This window comes from Sphingomonas sp. IC081 (assembly GCF_006874585.1).
Taxonomy (GTDB): domain Bacteria; phylum Pseudomonadota; class Alphaproteobacteria; order Sphingomonadales; family Sphingomonadaceae; genus Novosphingobium.
The window spans coordinates 1466508-1483329 of record NZ_CP029761.1 but is presented as its reverse complement, the minus strand read 5'-3'; the positions used below and the strand labels follow the sequence as shown (position 1 = coordinate 1483329).

Annotated in this window: 24 protein-coding genes; 21 read left to right on the top strand and 3 right to left on the bottom strand. The window is 63.7% G+C overall.

All coding sequences use genetic code 11. The annotated features are described in order from the left end of the window. The 4 genes from DM450_RS07155 (at window position 1) to DM450_RS07140 (ending at window position 3950) form a co-directional block, all read left to right on the top strand. Complete coding sequence (locus tag DM450_RS07155) at window positions 1-1806, top strand: hypothetical protein (protein ID WP_142633689.1); 1806 nt, start codon at window positions 1-3, stop codon at window positions 1804-1806. An 11-nt stretch (window positions 1807-1817) separates the two neighbouring features. After that, the gene (locus tag DM450_RS07150; protein WP_142633687.1) at window positions 1818-2618 is read left to right on the top strand and encodes a hypothetical protein; all 801 of its coding nucleotides are present in this window, start codon (window positions 1818-1820) and stop codon (window positions 2616-2618) included. A 184-nt stretch (window positions 2619-2802) separates the two neighbouring features. Then, window positions 2803-3621 carry a DNA adenine methylase gene (locus DM450_RS07145; protein WP_142633685.1) on the top strand — a complete coding sequence of 273 codons (819 nt, stop codon included), beginning with the start codon at window positions 2803-2805 and terminating at the stop codon, window positions 3619-3621. A gap of 110 nt (window positions 3622-3731) precedes the next feature. Next, on the top strand, window positions 3732-3950 hold the full coding sequence (locus DM450_RS07140; protein WP_142633683.1) for a hypothetical protein: 219 nt from the start codon (window positions 3732-3734) through the stop codon (window positions 3948-3950). Between the two features lie 86 nt (window positions 3951-4036). Here DM450_RS07140 and DM450_RS07135 read toward each other — a convergent pair whose 3' ends face one another. Then, window positions 4037-4291 (bottom strand): hypothetical protein, encoded by a 255-nt coding sequence (locus DM450_RS07135; RefSeq protein WP_142633681.1) that lies wholly within the window; start codon window positions 4289-4291, stop codon window positions 4037-4039. Window positions 4292-4870: 579 nt separating this feature from the next. Here DM450_RS07135 and DM450_RS07130 point away from each other — a divergent pair. The 9 genes from DM450_RS07130 to DM450_RS07090 all read left to right on the top strand — a co-directional run bounded on the left by DM450_RS07130 (window position 4871) and on the right by DM450_RS07090 (window position 11958). Further along, on the top strand, window positions 4871-5428 hold the full coding sequence (locus tag DM450_RS07130) for a phage baseplate assembly protein V (protein ID WP_142633679.1): 558 nt from the start codon (window positions 4871-4873) through the stop codon (window positions 5426-5428). After that, window positions 5425-5763 (top strand): GPW/gp25 family protein, encoded by a 339-nt coding sequence (locus tag DM450_RS07125; RefSeq protein ID WP_142633677.1) that lies wholly within the window; start codon window positions 5425-5427, stop codon window positions 5761-5763. The genes DM450_RS07130 and DM450_RS07125 overlap by 4 nt, the downstream gene beginning before the upstream one ends. Window positions 5764-5786: 23 nt before the next feature. Continuing rightward, complete coding sequence (locus DM450_RS07120; protein WP_142633675.1) at window positions 5787-6962, top strand: phage tail sheath subtilisin-like domain-containing protein; 1176 nt, start codon at window positions 5787-5789, stop codon at window positions 6960-6962. A gap of 48 nt (window positions 6963-7010) precedes the next feature. Further along, on the top strand, window positions 7011-7517 hold the full coding sequence (locus tag DM450_RS07115; protein ID WP_142633673.1) for a phage major tail tube protein: 507 nt from the start codon (window positions 7011-7013) through the stop codon (window positions 7515-7517). A gap of 62 nt (window positions 7518-7579) precedes the next feature. Continuing rightward, on the top strand, window positions 7580-7912 hold the full coding sequence (locus DM450_RS07110) for a phage tail assembly protein (RefSeq protein ID WP_142633671.1): 333 nt from the start codon (window positions 7580-7582) through the stop codon (window positions 7910-7912). 8 nt (window positions 7913-7920) lie between these two features. After that, on the top strand, window positions 7921-8052 hold the full coding sequence (locus DM450_RS07105) for a GpE family phage tail protein (RefSeq protein ID WP_142633670.1): 132 nt from the start codon (window positions 7921-7923) through the stop codon (window positions 8050-8052). Next, complete coding sequence (locus tag DM450_RS07100; protein WP_142633668.1) at window positions 8052-10526, top strand: phage tail tape measure protein; 2475 nt, start codon at window positions 8052-8054, stop codon at window positions 10524-10526. The genes DM450_RS07105 and DM450_RS07100 overlap by 1 nt, the downstream gene beginning before the upstream one ends. Window positions 10527-10537: 11 nt before the next feature. After that, window positions 10538-10951, top strand: a complete 414-nt coding sequence (locus tag DM450_RS07095) for a phage tail protein (RefSeq protein WP_142633666.1) — start codon at window positions 10538-10540, stop codon at window positions 10949-10951. Continuing rightward, on the top strand, window positions 10948-11958 hold the full coding sequence (locus DM450_RS07090) for a contractile injection system protein, VgrG/Pvc8 family (protein ID WP_142633664.1): 1011 nt from the start codon (window positions 10948-10950) through the stop codon (window positions 11956-11958). The genes DM450_RS07095 and DM450_RS07090 overlap by 4 nt, the downstream gene beginning before the upstream one ends. 169 nt (window positions 11959-12127) lie before the next feature. Here the strand turns inward: DM450_RS07090 and DM450_RS07085 are convergent, their stop codons facing one another. Both DM450_RS07085 and DM450_RS07080 read right to left on the bottom strand, forming a co-directional pair. Next, window positions 12128-12820 carry a hypothetical protein gene (locus DM450_RS07085; RefSeq protein WP_142633662.1) on the bottom strand — a complete coding sequence of 231 codons (693 nt, stop codon included), beginning with the start codon at window positions 12818-12820 and terminating at the stop codon, window positions 12128-12130. 828 nt (window positions 12821-13648) lie between these two features. Beyond that, window positions 13649-14125 carry an XRE family transcriptional regulator gene (locus DM450_RS07080; protein ID WP_142633660.1) on the bottom strand — a complete coding sequence of 159 codons (477 nt, stop codon included), beginning with the start codon at window positions 14123-14125 and terminating at the stop codon, window positions 13649-13651. 134 nt (window positions 14126-14259) lie between these two features. Between DM450_RS07080 and DM450_RS26530 the strand changes: the two genes are divergently transcribed. From DM450_RS26530 to DM450_RS07045, 8 genes are all read left to right on the top strand, one after another. Then, entirely contained in the window at window positions 14260-14562 is a 303-nt protein-coding gene (locus tag DM450_RS26530) for a carph-isopro domain-containing protein (protein ID WP_409529353.1), read from the top strand. Next, window positions 14559-15050, top strand: a complete 492-nt coding sequence (locus DM450_RS07075; protein ID WP_142633658.1) for a hypothetical protein — start codon at window positions 14559-14561, stop codon at window positions 15048-15050. Before DM450_RS26530 ends, DM450_RS07075 begins: the two co-directional genes overlap by 4 nt. Continuing rightward, on the top strand, window positions 15050-15355 hold the full coding sequence (locus tag DM450_RS07070) for an ogr/Delta-like zinc finger family protein (protein WP_142633656.1): 306 nt from the start codon (window positions 15050-15052) through the stop codon (window positions 15353-15355). Before DM450_RS07075 ends, DM450_RS07070 begins: the two co-directional genes overlap by 1 nt. A 292-nt stretch (window positions 15356-15647) precedes the next feature. Beyond that, window positions 15648-15848: a hypothetical protein gene (locus DM450_RS07065; protein WP_142633654.1), complete on the top strand. Its 201-nt coding sequence runs from the start codon at window positions 15648-15650 to the stop codon at window positions 15846-15848. Between the two features lie 5 nt (window positions 15849-15853). Next, on the top strand, window positions 15854-16075 hold the full coding sequence (locus DM450_RS07060; protein WP_142633652.1) for a hypothetical protein: 222 nt from the start codon (window positions 15854-15856) through the stop codon (window positions 16073-16075). 11 nt (window positions 16076-16086) lie between these two features. Continuing rightward, on the top strand, window positions 16087-16323 hold the full coding sequence (locus DM450_RS07055) for a DUF2312 domain-containing protein (protein WP_142633650.1): 237 nt from the start codon (window positions 16087-16089) through the stop codon (window positions 16321-16323). Next, entirely contained in the window at window positions 16323-16514 is a 192-nt protein-coding gene (locus tag DM450_RS07050) for a hypothetical protein (RefSeq protein ID WP_142633648.1), read from the top strand. Before DM450_RS07055 ends, DM450_RS07050 begins: the two co-directional genes overlap by 1 nt. Before the next feature lie 108 nt (window positions 16515-16622). Then, window positions 16623-16817: a helix-turn-helix transcriptional regulator gene (locus tag DM450_RS07045; RefSeq protein WP_142633646.1), complete on the top strand. Its 195-nt coding sequence runs from the start codon at window positions 16623-16625 to the stop codon at window positions 16815-16817. Window positions 16818-16822: the final 5 nt, after the last annotated feature.

Below are 16822 nucleotides of genomic sequence, written 5' to 3'. Positions count from 1 at the left end.
GTGCCTAAACTCAGCCAAATCCCGAATGTCTCGGTCTATCTCGACTTCGACGGCACCCGCAAAGTCTCGGACATGCTGGCCGGGGGCTATCAGTCCGTGGCGAACGCTGCTGCCCGTACCGCCCTTGGCGCGCAGTTCCGCGCCGCCGGCATGCTGGTGAACGAACGCGACACCGGCACCGTCTACCAGCTGGCCGACGCGGCGAACGGCACGTGGGCCCGCTGGAACCTCTATCCGCAGTTCCAGCCCACCGGCTACCAGCGCGCCGGATGGCCCGTTTCGTTCGTCGATAGCGCCCGGCGCCTGCTGTTCGGCATTCGCCGCGATGGCACCGGCTACCTTGCGGGCAAGCAGATCGCGACGAAAAGCGACCTGCCCACCGCAACCAGCCCGCTTGCCACGTACAGCCGCGCAGGCTGGCCCGTGGCTATCACCGACAGCGCGCGCCGCCTGTTGTTCGGCGTGCGCCGGGATGGTCAGGCCTATGCCGGGGGCAAGCGCCTGGCACGTGCCGAGGAACTGCCCGCCAACGTCACCAACCTGACCGGCTATGCCCGCTCGGGCTGGCCGGTGGCGCTGACCGATAGCGCCCGTCGTCTGCTGCTGGGCGTGCGCCGGGACGGTACGGTCTGGGCAGGCAAGAAGCGCCTCGCCTTCGTGGACGAGATCGGCAGCGGCGCGACCACGCCGCCTGCAACCTACATTCCGCCGCTACTCGCCCCCGTCTCGCTGACCGCCTGCGCGCTGGGCGACAGTCTCACGGCCGGCACCGGCGGCACGGCTTGGGCCACCCAGCTTGCCGCGCTGATCGGCGGCGGCTTCTCGGCCTCTATCTACGGCTATGGCGGGCGTAAGTCGCATCACATCGGCGGCCGGGTGGGCACGACGCTCACTTTCGTGACGGCCAGCGGCGGCGCGATCACCGGCAACGGCGGCGTCACCACCATCACGGCGGTGTCCAACGATCTGCTCTGGTATCCCTCCAACGGCGTGCAGACCGAAAAGGGCGTGATCGTCGGCTTCGGCGCCAGCATCCACGGCACGCTGACGGGAACGACGACCAGCGGCGTTACCGCCTACACCTTCACCTCGGACGCCGGGACCACCGCCATCAAGTGCGGCCCGGAAACCCTGTTCATTCCGGACAACCGCGCGGCCATCACCGGCAACGAATTGTGGTGCGCCCCCGGCCGCAACAACTACGATGATCCGGCCACGGTGAAGGCCAATCAGGATGACATGATCGCCTTCTACCGCCCGATGGTGAAGCGCATCATGCTCTTCGCGGTCATCAATGGGAATTACAGCGGCGAATACGCGGGCGGTGCGAACTGGGAGATCGTGCGCGATCTCAACTACGACCGGCGCCAGAAGTACCCGAACCACTTCGTCGTGGACAGTCAGGGCCGCGACCTGCGCGAGCGTCTGGTGGCCAGCTACGATCCCACCCTGTCGCTCGATGTCCACGCGCATGAGAACGACTATCCGCCGCACTCGCTGCGTTCGACCTCGGCCAACGTCACCACCCTGTCGGCAGACGTGAACGACAGCGCCACCGTGCTGACGGTGACGGACGGCGCCAGAATCCACGACAATGCGCTGCTGATCATCGGCACCGAAAAGATGGCGCTGGTCGGTCGCTCCGGCAACCAGCTGACCGTCACGCGCGGATACGCCGGCACCACGCCCGCAGCGCATGTCGCCGGCGATGCCATCGCCACGGACGACAAGGTCCACCTCAACACCGCCGGATACGGCGTGTGGGCGCAGATCGGCCTCGAATTCCGCCAAGCCACCATCGTTTAAGGAGACGCCCCGTGTTCCAGGTGCAGACCACCGACTATACCCACGCCGACACGTCGGTGCCCAAGATCTACAGGAAGAGCCACCTTTCGGCAGGCAGCAGGGTCTGTCTCGACTTCCTCGATCCCCAGACTTACGGCCTCGCGGAAACGGGCGCCGTGCCCTCGCAGATGGCCGTTGGGTCCAGCTTCAAAGACCTGACGGATGCCGCCGCGAACTGCCCGATGACGACGCCGGCCGCTGTGCTGGTCAACGGCGCAGGCCTGAAGTTCACCGCCGCCACCGGCCAGTATGTCGCGCTGCCTGACGCTGCCAAGCTGGCCGCCGGCGCAACGCTGTTTGCCTTCGGCGCATGGATCAAGAGCCGCGACAACTCGGGCGACGCCAACCTCTATTCGCCTATCGCGGGCTTCCTCACCAACACGCAAGTCGCGAACTGCCAGTGGGTCATCCAGCGCGCGCAGGCAAACGGCGGCACCAGCTACACCGGCCAGTGCTCCGTTTCCTCGGTCACCGTCACCGTCGCCAACGATGAAGTCGCCTGCATCCTGTGGGTCGGGTCCGTCTCGGCCGGAAAGCTGACTGTGCGTGGCTACAAGAACGGCGTGCTGATCGGCACCCAGACAGCGGCGCTGACCGATGGCGTTCTGCCGGTGCCGGTCGCAACGCCCCGCGTCGGTCACGTCAACGGCTACAACCAGTCGTGCAATGCCGAGGTCGGCATGTTCACCTTCGAAGACCTCAGCGCCGGGCACCTGTCCGAAGCCGAGTTTGTCTCGCGCTTCTATGCCGACAATGTCGGCCGCTACGCCTGATTGATGATGAAATGCGGCGGCACCTTCCCGGCGCCGCCATTGCCCTCTACGGAAGGGGGCTTCGGATGTTCCCGCATCTCGAAACCAGCGAGCCTGCACTCGCACTCTCAGGGCAGCACGCCTGTCCCTTCGAATACCCTTCCGCGTCTCAGGCGCGGAAGGGACATCGTGCAGGAAAACTATCATGTCTACCCCTTTTGTTCTCACTCGCCCCGTTTCTCCCCCGGCCGGATACATCGGCGGAAAACGCAACCTTTCCAAGCGCATCTGCGCCATCATTGATCGCACCCCGCACAGCAGCTATGCGGAACCTTTCGTGGGCATGGGCGGCATCTTCCTGCGCCGCACGCGGCGGCCGAAGGCAGAGGCGATCAACGATATCTCGGGCGATGTGGTGGGCCTGTTCCGCTGCCTTGCCGAACACTACCCTTACCTTGTCGATATGCTGCGCTTCCGCGTCTCAAGCCGCGCCGAGTTCGAGCGGTTGCTGGGGCAGGATCCCGATCGCCTGACCGACCTGCAACGCGCCGTGCGTTTCCTCTACATCCAGCGCCAGGCATTCGGCGGCAAGGTTTCCGGCCGCAACTTCGGCGTGCGCGCTGACGCCCCTTCGCGCTTCGACGTCGGCAAGATCGAACCGATGCTGGCCGATATCCATGACCGCCTGCAGTCGGTTACGATCGAGCGCCTGCCCTATGCGGATTTCATCCGCCGGTATGACCGGGACGGCGCCCTGTTCTACCTCGATCCGCCCTATTGGGCCTGCGAGAAGGACTACGGCCCCGACGTCTTCACCCGCGCCGACTTCGCCGCGCTTGCCGACCAGCTGGCCAGCATAAAGGGCAAGTTCCTCATGTCCCTCAACGACAACGAGGGCGTGCGCGAGACGTTCGGCCGGTTCATGATCATGCCGATCGATACGACCTACCAGATCGGGGCAAAGTCCCGGCCGGCGCGGGAGGTGCTGATCAGCAACTTCCCGCTGGCGGCGAACGACGGATAAGCCGCCGATCCCGCGCTCGGAGTGGCAGCTATCACGATTTTTTCGCGATATGCTGTCATTCCGGACACGCCGACATAGCGGTCGTGGCTTTAGCGAGATAAACGTTCGGGATGGGAACGCTGACGCACGAACATCGCACCGTTGGGTATCAGTGGGCATCGGACGTTGCCTTCGATGGCATTCGCCTAGAGGTCCTATCAGACGAAGGAGAAATCCTCTTTGATGTAAGCGTTCCGAACACCGGGCCGATCACAGTCAATACCTTCGGCAAAGAGATTGCCGCAGATCTGATGATGATAGCGGTTCAGACGGCGAAACGTCAGCGATAGCAATCGCTGCCTCGGAGGCGGAATGGCGGATTTTTAGAGTTTTAATCTGATACCTGCCGTTCCGAACACGCCAACTTTATGGCCGTTCAGCGTGACCTCTTGACCAATTTATCACGTTGGTATGCGACCGCTAGCAAGCCCTTGCCAAGGGGCTGCGCCGAGGCCTCCCAGTCAAGAAGAAAGCGCGGATATGAAGGGACGTATTCGGAAGATGCTTTCATCTTCTTCAATTCGACCAGCACGCTAGAAAGGAAGGCTAATGAAAATGGTGCCTCTCGCCCTTCCGCGTGAGCATTTATCGCCGCGGTGACGTCTTCGATTGCTTGTTCAAGGCTGGACATGCGAACTGGCTAAGACAGCGATGCGTACAAATCCATCTACAATGTCCGCTCTCCCCGACTTTTCTGCCATTCAGTCGTCATCGACGGCCGCCGCGAAGCGGACGTTCGTTGTGCCATCCGCTGTCTGAACCTAAGGCAGCTTTCGGTCCTCGGCTTAGATGCCACAAATGTCCGAAAAGTCGGGGGAAGCGGACGTTGCTCAAACGTCTGAGAAACGCTCACGGAGCAGATATCGTATGCCACCGCAAATCGCCCCGCCCGCCGTTGCGACGATTATGATGTTGGATTGTTGGTCAGTCGACACAGGCCAATGAGCACCAACAACGGCGATAACCGCGAATAGGACAACTGCGAGTACATCGATTAGAATTTTCATCGTGTTGATGATTTACAGGCCAACGATGCCTGACTCAATGTCTGCGATGTCGGCGTGTCCGGAACGGCCAGAATTATCGGGAAATCGTTGAAAGCTGCCATCACCCCGCACTTCCGATAGTCACGGGGCGTCCCGCATTTGGACAGCGCCCCCACCAAATGCAGCCCCGCGAAACCCGCTGAACCTCTTGCCATGGTCGCACCATGGCGAATTCCGCAGACCTTGAACGCCGATCGGGCGAACTCCTTCAGGACGGTGTCGTGGCCTCCGTGGATTACGAGGCCGCGACCTGCACCGTGGAACTGGGCGACCTTGTCACCGGCGACCTGCCGTGGTTCGCCCCGCGCGCCGGCGGCGTCACCGTCTGGTCGCCGCCTGTCCCCGGCGAGCAATGCACGGTCCTGTGCCCCGAAGGCGATATCGACAATGGCCGCGTACTGCTTGGCCTGTGGTCCGATGCGAACCCGCCGCCCTCCTCCGATCCTGATCTTGTCCTGATCGCATTCCCCGATGGCGCGAGCGTGGGCTACCACCACGGCGCCCATGCGCTTGCCGCCAGCCTGCCCGCCGGCGGCTCGGCCACCGTGGACGCGCCCGCCGGGCTCACCATCAACGCCGATGTCACGATCAACGGCAACGTCTCGATCGCGGGCAAGGCCGAAGCGTCTGAGGACGTGGTGGGCGGCGGGATCAGCCTGAAGAGCCACAAGCATTCCGCCGTAGCCGCCGGCACCGCGCAGAGCGGAGCGCCCGTGCCATGACCGGCATGTCCCGCACCAGTGGCGAAGCGCTGGACGATGACCTGACGCAGTCGGTTGGCGACATACTCGGAACGCCGATCGGCTCCCGCGTGGGTCTGCGCGACTATGGCTCGCTGCTCCCCGATCTCATCGACCTGCCCATGACGCGGTCCAACATCCTGCGGATCTACGCGGCCTCGGCCGTTGCCCTGTCCCGCTGGGAAGATCGCCTGCAGCTGCAGAAGGTCAGCCTTGCCGCCGGCGCCGAGGCCGGTTCGGCCACCCTGACGCTCGACGGCGTGCGCACCGACACCGGCGCCGCCAACTCCCGCACCCGCCTCGTCCTGCCCCTCTAGCCTCAACCTCTCAGGAGCCTGCAATGGCCTTCAAACACGGCATCACCATTACCGAGATCAGCGACGGCGCCCGCACGCTGACCGCCGTTTCCACCTCCATCATCGGCCTTGTCGCCACCGCAGAGGATGCGGACGCGGCCACCTTCCCCCTCGATCGCCCGGCGCTGATCACCGATATCGAAACCGCGATCGGCAAGGCCGGCACGGACGGCACGCTGGCCAAGGCCCTGCGCGCCATTGCCGACCAAACCCGGCCGGTGCTGGTCGTTGTCCGCGTGGCCGAAGGGGACGACGCGGCCGAGACCGCCAGCAACGTGATCGGCACCACCACCGCCGATGGCCAGAAGACCGGCATGCAGGCCCTGCTGACCGCGCAGGCGCATTTGGGGGTCAAGCCGAAGATCCTCGGCACCCCCGGCCTTGAAACGCAGGCCGTGACCACCGCGCTTGCCGTCGTTGCGAAGAAGCTGCGCGGCTTCGCCTATGCCCGCGCGCTGGGCGAAACCGTGGTGGAAGCGACCGCCTACCGCGCGAACTTCAGCGCCCGCGAACTCATGCTGCTGATGCCGGACTTCCTCGCGTGGGACACGGACACCAGCGCCAACGTCACCAGCTATGCTGCCGCCCGCGCCATGGGCCTGCGCGCGCTGATCGACACCCAGACCGGCCCGCACAAGACGCTGTCGAACGTCGCCGTCGAAGGCGTGGTCGGGCTCACCAAGGACATTCACTGGGATATCGAAGACCAGTCGAGCGAGGCAGGCGTGCTGAACGCCTCGGAAGTCACCGCCCTGATCCGCACCGACAGCGGCTATCGCTTCTGGGGCAACCGCACCACGGCCGAGGCGGAAAGCCAGTTCGTTTTCGAAAGCACCACGCGCGTGGCGCAGCTGATCGCCGAAACGATTGTGGCGGGCATGCTCTGGGCCATCGACAAGCCGCTGACGCCCGCGCTGGCCAAGGACATTATCGAGACGGTGAACGGCTTCGGCCGCCAGCTGAAAACGCAGGGCATCCTGCTGGGCTTCAACGCCTGGTACGACGAGGCGAACAACAGCACCGAGAGCCTCAAGGCCGGCAAGCTGCGGATCGACTACGATTACACCGTGCCGCCGCCGCTCGAAGACCTCGGCTTCAACCAGCGCATCACGGACAGCTACTTCGCCGATTTCTCGGCCCAGCTGGCCGAAACGGCCTGATCCCGGCCGCAACCTCCCTCCCCTGCCTCTCGATCATAGGAGCCCGCCATGGGTATGCCCCGCGTCCTCAAGGACAAGATGCTGTTTAACGAAGGTCTCGCCTACCTTGGCGAGTGCAAGTCGATCACCCTGCCCGTTCTCACCCGCAAGATGGAGGACTGGAAGGTCGGCGGCGGTGTGCTGAAGATGGACATGGGGCAGGAAGCCATGTCGATGACGCACACCTATGGCGGCCCGATGCGCGATATCCTGCGCCAGTACGGCGTCACCACGGTGGACGGCACCTATCTGCGTTTCGCCGGCAACTACCAGCAGGAAGACACCGCCAGCATCGACACGATCGAGGTGATCGTGCGCGGCCGCCATTCGGAAATCGACATGGGCGATGCCGAGGATGGCGAAGCGGGTGAATTCAAAGTCGTGACCGAGGTCGCTTACTACAAGCTGGTCTGGAACGGGCGAACCGAACTCGAAATCGACCCGCTCAATATGATCTTCGTCGTCGATGGCGTGGACCTCATGGCCGCGCGCCGCGCCGCCCTCGGCCTGTTCTGATCCCTCAGGCCCGGCAGCGCGCCGGGCCACCCTTTCCTTTCCCCTGACCACCGGAGATTCCAATGACCAAGCACAACTTCGTTCCCGCTCCTGCACCTGCCGTGCCCGAGTTCCGCACCGTCAACCTCGATACGCCAATCGTGCGCCCCACCGGCGACGTTGCCACCATCCAGCTGCGCAAACCCCGCTCGGGCGAACTGCGCAGCCTCTCGCTGGTCGATCTGGGGCAGCTGAAGGTGGACGCCCTGATCAAGCTGATCCCGCGTATTTCCGCGCCCACCCTTTCCGAGCCCGAAGTGGCAAACATGGAAACGGCAGACCTGCTCGCCTGCGGCGCGGAGATCGGCGGTTTTTTGCTGCAGAAGTCGCAGCGCACGGATGCCCTCGATCGGTAGACGACGCGATGGCGGACATAGCGGTCATCTTCCACTGGCCGCCCGCCTCCATGGACGAAATGGACCTGTCCGAACTCATGGGCTGGCGCGCCAAGGCCGCCCGCCGATCCCAACCTGCTGAGAAACCCGGAAAGCGATAATGGCGGACAAGAACCTTCGGCTACAGGTCATTCTTGAGGGGCTGGACCGTATCACCACGCCCCTCAAGTCCATCACCGGCGCGTCGTCCGCCGCGCGCCGGGATCTTGCCAAGACGGGCGAGGAACTGAAGCGGCTCGATGCCCTGCAAAAGCAGGTCGGCAGCTACAAGGCCAAGGAATCGCGCTTCGGCGACGATACCCGCGCCTATCAGCAGGCAACCCAGCGCATGGCAGAACTGCGCACCCAGCTGCAGGCTACCGAAAACCCCACGAAGAAGCTGAGCAAGGAATTTGCGCAGGCCGAACGGCAGGCCGCAGCGCTGGCCACCAAGCTGGATGCCGGCGGCGCCGAACTGCAGCAGCTGGCCTCGAAACTCTCGGCCGCCGGCATCGACGTTGCCCAGCTGGCCAGCCATGAGAACCGGCTTGCCGACAAGACGGCCGAGGCGAACCGCGCCCTGCGCCAGCAGACCGCCCAGCTGGACAAGGTCAATCAGGCCAAGCGCAATTCGGACAAGCTGAACGAAGTGAGCGCGAAGGCTTCGGGCATGGGCCTCGGCATGATCGCCGGCGGCGCCGCGATGGGCGCGCCCGTGGTCAACGCCACCAAGCAAGCCATGAGCCTCGAAAGCGCCATGGCGGACGTCTCCAAGGTCACCAACATGACCGGGCCGCAGATTGCCCAGATGTCTGACGACTTCCTCGACATGAGCGAGAAGATCCCGATGGCGGCCAGCGAACTGGCCACCATTGCCGCTGCCGCCGGCGCCGCCGGTGTCGGCATGGACAAGTTCGGCAATGCCCTGCCGGACCAGCGCAAGCAGCTGGAAGAGTTCACCAACGACGCGGCCGAAATGGGCGTGGCCTTCGACATGACGGCAGACGTCGCCGGCGAGACGATGGCGAAGTGGCGCACCGCGTTCGAACTACCGCAGGAAGGCGTCCGCTCGCTGGGTGACAAGGTCAACGCGCTCACCAATACCTTTGGCGGCAAGGCGGCCAACGTCACCGACATCATCACCCGCATCGGCCCTCTTGGCAAAGTGGCCGGCCTTGCCGCGCCGCAGATCGCCGCGCTGGGCTCGACGCTCGATTCCATTGGCGTGCCCAGCGAGGTTGCCGCCACCGGCATCAAGAACACGATGCTGGCGCTGACCAAGGGCGAAGCGGCGACCAAGAGCCAGCAGAAGGCCTTCGAAGCACTGGGGCTTCAGGCGACCGACGTCGGCAAGCGCATGCAGAAGGATGCGGCCGGCGCGATCGTCGATGTGATGGAGCGGATCGGCAAGCTGAGCCCCGATCAGCAGTCCGGGATCCTCACCCAGCTGTTCGGCTCGGAAAGCGTCGCGGCCATCGCCCCGATGCTCACCAACCTTGATGGCCTGCGCCAACGCCTCGCGCTGGTCGGCGATGCGGGCAAGACCGCCGGGTCCATGCACGGCGAGTTCCTCAACCGTATCGCCACCACCGAGGGCGCGACCGGACTGGCGGCCAACGCCGTCAATGGGCTGAACATCAAGTTGGGGCAGGCTCTCCTGCCCACTGTCGTGGCTATCTCCCGGAAGGTGTCCGCCGCCGCCGGCGCCGTGCGTGGCTGGGCACAGCAGTATCCCACGGTTGCCAAGGGCATCATGCTGTTTCTCGGCGTGGGCTCGGGCTTGCTCATTGTGCTGGGCGGCCTTGCCCTGGCATTTGCAGCGGTCACCGCCGCCGCCGCGCCGCTGGCCACATTGATGGGCATTACGGTGGGCGTTCTGCTGGGGTGGGTCGTCGCGATCGTGGCCGCCATCGCCGCCGTCGCGGCAGCTGCGTATCTGATCTATTCGAACTGGGACGCCATCGCCGCATGGTTCGGCAGTCTGTGGGAAGGCATCAAGAACGCCGTCAGCAGCGCCTTTTCCTTCTTGGTCGAGGCCTTCCTGAACTTCACGCCCCTCGGCCTGTTGATGCAGGCCTTTGCCCCGGCCCTCGGCTACCTGCGCTCGCTCAACTTCACCGAGATCGGCCGGAACCTGATCCAAGGCCTGATCAATGGCGTCACCGGCATGCTGGGCGCGCTCAAGAACACGATCGTCAGCACGGCAAGCGCGGTTTCGGACTGGTTCAAGGCGAAGCTGGGCATTCACTCGCCCTCGCGCGTGTTCGCGGATCTAGGCGGCTTCGTCATGGCTGGGCTCGATCAGGGCCTCGCGAACAACACCGGCGGACCGCTGCGGCGCATCACAGACCTGTCGGGCCAGATGACGCAGGCGCTTGCCGTCGGCGCCGGCGGCGTTGCCCTTGCGGCGGCCAGCCCCGCTGCTGCCCAAGGCGCCAGCGCCGGTGCTGCCGCGCCCGTGCAGGTCAACCACTACACCATCAAGATTGACGTCACCGGCGGCGCGCAGGCGCAGGATATTGCCGATCAGGTCCGCAAGGCGATCGAGGATATCGAGCGCGAGAAGCGCGGGCGCGGCTTCGGCGACGACGAATAAGGATCGCCATCATGCACCTGATCGCCCTCGGCATGTTCCTGTTCGAGATCGGCACGCTCGCCCACGACGAACTCCAGCGCAAAACGGACTGGCGCCATGCCCGCGCCGGCCGCATCGGCGCGCGCGACGCCACGCAGTTCATCGGCCCCGGAGACGAAACCGTAAGCATGTCCGGATCGGTCTATGCCGAGATCGCGGATGGCCGCGTCTCGCTGGACGATCTGCGCACCATGGGCAACGCCGGCGACGCGCTTCCACTGGTCAGCGGCAACGGCACCGTCTTTGGCAACTACGTCATCACCGCGCTGGACGAGCGCCACGCGGCCTTCCTGCCCGATGGCACGCCGCTGCGCATCGACTTCGCGATCGACCTCCTGCGCGTGGACGATCCGGCCGATGCCAAGGACACGGATGCCTCGGCATGAGTGCGGCGGCCAACAACATCGCAGACTGGCGCGTGACGCTTGATGGCGTGGACCTGTCCGACCGGATGCGCCCGCGCCTTGTCTCGCTCTCCCTCTCCGAAAAGCGGGGGGACGAGGCCGACCAACTGGACATCGTGCTGACCGACACGGACGGCCTGCTGGCCATCCCGCCCGAGGGCGCCGTGCTGAAACTCCAGCTGGGCTGGAAACAGGGCAAGGACGTCACCGTGGGCCTGATCGACAAGGGCAGTTTCAAGGTGGATGACGTTGGCCACAGCGGCCCGCCGGACCAGATCACGATCAAGGCCCGCGCGGCCGACTTCACCAGCGAGATCCGCAACCGCCGCGCGCATAGCTGGAAGGATACCACACTGGGCGCCGTGCTGCGCGATGTTGCCGGGCGCAATGGCCTCACCGCGCGGATCTCGCCGGCACTCGCCGCGATCGCGCTGCCCTCGATCAGCCAGAGCCGGGAAAGCGACGTCGCCTTCCTGCGCCGCCTCGGCCGCGAGAATGATGCGGTGGCCACGATCAAGGACAAGCATCTGATCTTCGCCCCGAAGGGCGCCGGCCAGACCAGCGGTGGACAGGCCCTGCCCACGCTCACCATCACCCGCCGCAGCGGAGACGGCCACCGCTGGCAGCGCCAGAAGCGAGACGGCCAGCAAGGCGTCACCGCGCAGTGGCACGATCGCAAGGGCGCAAAGCGCAAGACGGTCACCGCCGGCACGGCAGACGGCGCGAAGAAGCTGCGCAAGGTCTACCCGGACGAAGCCTCGGCCCGCCGGGCAGCAACAGCCGAGAACGCCCGCCTGAAACGCGCGCCGGCCACCTTTGATATACGCCTGGCGCTCGGCCGTCCCGATGCCTTCCCCGAAGCCCGCGTCGCCGTCACCGGCTACAAGCGGGAGATCGACGGGACGACATGGCTGATTTCAGAGGTGACGCACAGGGTGGATACCTCGGGCGGCTTCACCACGGATTTAAGAATGGAGACGGCGCCGTAAGGCGCCGAAGCCTCAAAACATACCGATCAGCCATCGCCGCCCGCTCCACCCGAATCGGCTGGGCTTGGGACTTTGTCGCCATTCCCGCTCCGGCCCCGAAAGGCCCGCTTCGGGCCGTTAGCGGACTGGCCGGTTTGGAGTGGGTAACATGCGAAGCGGACAACGACGATTACTTCTGAGGCGTGGCTTCATCCTCAGCCTGTTGACGCCACCGTTGGATCAGCCCTTTCGGCGGCAGGGCCGACTTCCGCACCGTGTCGATAAAGTCGGCGATGTCGTCGTCGGTCAGATTCAATGCTTCGAGCCAGTTACCTCGAAGCCCCTCCTTCGAGATGGTCTTGATGGTCTTTCGCTTTTTTAGCGGCAGGCCGCTCTCGAAGACATGAAGCTCGTTCGCATCGAGCATTTCTCGATGATGGTCATAAAGCTCTGCGCTCTCATGCTTTATGACATTGGCCGTCATCCGCAACCGCTCCAGCCTCGGCTTGTCGATAGGCCAACCTTTCTTCGTAAGTTCGCCATATGCCTTGTTACATTGGTATTCCGGGGCCTTCAGCGCATAGCAGACATGTTTCTCCCAAACATGATGGATCATGATCGCGAAGGCTTGCCGATGCGATTGGAGCGCGCTTTCTGCGATAAGCTGGTCGGCAAGGACATACTCGCCATGATCGAAGACCTGGCCTGTCTCTTCATCTTCCCAAACGGCGTCCACCTCTCCGGCTTTGACCTCTGCGAGAAATTCGTCATACTTTTTTACGGCGACCACATACTGTGCGGTGAGGGCTTCTTTCCCAGCCTTGTAAGCCCCCCATATCGGCTCAAGAGCGAAGTTCAGCATGAAGTAGGTCAGATCAGCCATGGGTGTCGGGCTCAGGTAGTTGACGTTGTCGCGAACTCATAGACGCCAAATGCCGCATGTCCCAGAGCCGACCATAATTTGAGTGTCGGCTTTCGGGCGAAAGAAAATTGCAATCGAACGTCGGAAAGGGGCGCAATGCGGGCTAGCTACGCACGTCCCATAGCCGCCGTTTCCGATTGCCCCTATGACGTGGCTATGACTCCAACTGAAGCATTCGCCTCCTTCGCTGCCACATTAACAGGGCAGACAATCAGCCATGTTTGGCGTGGCTATGGTTCTGCCCTTTTCATCGAGATCGGCGAGTTGTCTCCGCGAGCTAGACGAGATGGCTCGATAGGCAATCCAGAAGGCGAAGTTTCCCTCGGCGTTGAGTGGAGTTGGCGCGTAGAAGATGCGACCGCAATCCTTTGCGGAAGCTGGAGTGCAGAAGATCTCTGGGAACCTGCTCTCTCGCTGCTACGAGAGGCACGGATCGCTCGATGCGAGCTATTCGGTGCTTTACCCGAGGTCGCAATTACAACCGAGACAGGTGTGCGCTTTCTCTCGTTTTCCACGACAGATGGGCAGCCGCAGTGGCATCTAGTGGACCATCGCGATGGTCCACCACGCTGGTTTACTGTTCGAGCTGGCAGGCTTCACCTCGGAGATGGGACGACCCGGTAGCTATCCCACTGTCCACACGAAACTTTTTTCCCGCAGCGATTGTCACTTTCCTACAAACCTGCGAACGCTCAGTTAGAACAAATCAGAAACAAAGGAGCGTTAGGTTGAGTGCGCGCGTCTTCCGGGTGACCCCAGCTTGCGAGCTTGGTTGTCTGTATTGTTCCGTCAGGTGCGCGACGATGGTTTGGATGCGTGACGATTTGTGGCGGGATCTGGAGGAACTGTACCGGCTGCAGGCAGCGCGGCCGACATTGCATCAAGCAAAACTGGTCCGATCGCTGAGAGCCCAGTTGGAAGCCGCCGAGCAAGAATTTCAGCGGCTTCGTCCAAAGTCGCCCCCTCAGGAATCAGAACAAGCAGGCTGCGGAACATATCGCGCAGCGCAGCTTCATTAGGCAGCGCCAACTGGAGGGGGACATATTGAACCTGAGGCCTTGCAGCTTCTACCGCCCGCGCTTCGGGCTCCGCCTCATTTTCATTCAATCCCGCAAGAGTCATGACATCGGCTGGATCGACGCCATGGTCGGCCAATACAGAGGCAACTTTTCGGGTAAAATCCAATGGCAAGAATGGCTTCTTATAGCCAGCCTCGCTCTCATAACGCGCATAGGTTCCTAGTGGAAGGCCAAGCAGTTCAGCCATCCGACGGACGGTGATCCTGGACGTTGCCGACTTGCGCAATTCTCTCAATTTCGTGGGTGCACGTTCCATCGGCGCAATGTCCGACATTTCCGAACACTGTCTCACCCTATTATCGGATTGACCCACGTTCGCAAATGTGGAACACGGTCGACATGAAATCGAGTGACACACTGTTCGACTTATTCGGTGGTATTCGCCCGATGGCCCGCGACCTCGAACGACCTGTCGGCACCGTCCATGGATGGAAGAAGAAAGGCCGCGTTCCCTCGGAAGAGCAACCACATATTCTCGTAGTTGCAGCCCGGCTCGGCCTCCCGATTACCGCTGAGCATGTAGTCTTTCCACTCGGTCGCCATGCAACTGATGTAGCAGCCTCTGCAAACGCGGTCGTTTGCGATAAAATTTCGAAAGCGCAACGAAAGGGCCCCTCGCAGTGACTAAGGTTCGCGCGCCCCTCACTTTCTCCCTCGCTGTCACCACGGTCGTCGGCCGCATTGGCTGGAAAGCCGCGGGTTCGATCACCCGCCGTGCGGTCCGCACTGTCCGGCACTGGAGCGAAAGCGACAAGCACGGCTCCCCCACGCTCGATCAGGCCATCGCGCTCGATCGCGCGTTTATCCTCGCCGGTGGCGGCTATGCCCCGATCCTTGAAAGCTACGCCCGCCAGTTGGACGTTGCCATGGTCGATGCCTCCGGGTGCCGTGAAGCTCTGGCCGATGATGTCGCGCTGATCTCGCGCGAAACCGGCGATGCCATCAGCCATTGCATTCAGGCGCTCCAGCCGGGCGCTACGCCTGCGCAGATCTACCGCGCCATTGCCGAAACCGAGGAAGCCGACGCGATTTTCCCGCGCCTGATCGGTCGCTTGAAAGCCCTTCTGCCCGGCAATGGCGCCGGCCGCGAAGCCACGGGGGTAAATCACTGATGTCGGGTCGTCCTGCCCAACTGCCGCACGTCACCTGCCCGGCCTGCGGAGGCCGCGCCTTTGCGCGGACTTCCGGCAAGACCAGCGCGCTCTATCGCGAGGTCTATTACCACTGCCGCAACCCGGATGCGTGCGGGCACACCTTCGTGGTCGCGCTCGAACCAATCCGCACGATCAAGCCCAGCCGCTACCCCAAGCCGCTGCATGAACTGCCCCTCAGCCAGTGGCGCGATGCCGCCAATGACCGGGCAGACAACGACAACAGCCTGCCGCCCGAACCGGGGACCAGCTCCCCCGGCGACTGACCTGAGGGCCACCCCGGCCTGACTTACCCCTAGCGCACTCCCCTGCCCGGCTCGCTTCCGGGAACGCCCCTGTTTTGCCCAAATTCGGAGCCTGCCCCATGCCATCCACTCACAAGGCCGCGCCATCGCTTCCGCTGCTGCGGGCCTTCTCCGCCATCTGCAGCTGCTGCGAAGCAACCGGGAACACTCTCATGCCTCACCTGCCCGCAGGCTGGGCCACCGAAACGGTCAACGGCACAACATCGGCCTATTGCCCCGATTGCGCCATCGATCTGCCGAAGGCCCGCCGCCAGTGAGCGCGCCCATCGATCACCGCGAAATCCGCGCCATCGTCGTGGAACTCAGCCCGGTCTGCACAGAAACGCAGCGCCTCACGGCCTTCGCCCAGCGGGTAGAGAAAGTTGCGATGCGCTGCCTGCTCACCGCGATCGCCGTCCTTGGCTCTACCTGCATCGTCGCGCAGATCGCCATTCGCCTCGGCACTGCAGGCTGACGGTCATGGCGGAATTTCGCTTCAACGACCTGTTCGCCGGCCCGCCGGATCTTCGCAAGATCGAGGAACTGGTGCGCTGCTGCGAGCGCCGCAAGACCCGCGCGACTGAGAAGCTCACCGCCGCCGAAGCGGAAACCGCAGCCGCGCAAGCCGCCTATGAACGGGCCGTCGCCGCCCGCGCCAATTGGATCGCGGCCAGCCCCGATCCGCAACTCCTCATGCTGTGAAGGGACTGAAAATGGCCGAAACCACTGACGACCGCCTGCGCCTCCTGATCGAGCGCATCGAGCGCCTGGAAGAAGAAAAGAAGGGCATCGGTGACGATATCCGGGACATCTACAACGAGGCGAAGGCCGTCGGGTACGATGTGAAGATAATGCGCCAGATCGTGCGCATCCGGAAAATGAAGCCGGATGATTGCCGCGAAATGGACATGCTGCTGGATACCTACAAAACCGCGCTGGGGATCGACTGATGGCCCGCCGCCCGGCTTCCGCCCTTCACCCCATCGGCTGCGCCTGCAAGGCCTGCCAGCCGACCGCAGCACCTCGCCGCCGCGTCGATCTCGCCCGCACGGCCACGCGCGTGCTGGTCATCGTCGCGGTCGTGCTGACCATCCCCTTCATCGTCGCCAGCGCCCTTTCGGGCAGCAAAGGCGATCATTGAGAGGGGCCTACATTTGGTCAGTCGCCCATCCGAAAGCGCGGGCGTGACCATCCAGCCCCTTTCCCGCAATTCCCCTCTCACTTCGTGCCCATTGGAAAGAAGACAGTCATGACCGAAGCCCGCCCTCTCGGCCCCCTGCTCCGCCGCCCCGAAGTTGAACGCGAGACGGGCCTGAGCCGCTCGACGATCTACGAACGCATGGATGCAGGCACCTTCCCCCGCCCTCGCCGCATCGGCCGGCGCGCTGTTGCATGGCCAGCAACGGAAATCGAAGCATGGAAGGCCGAACAACCGTTCGCCTGATGCCC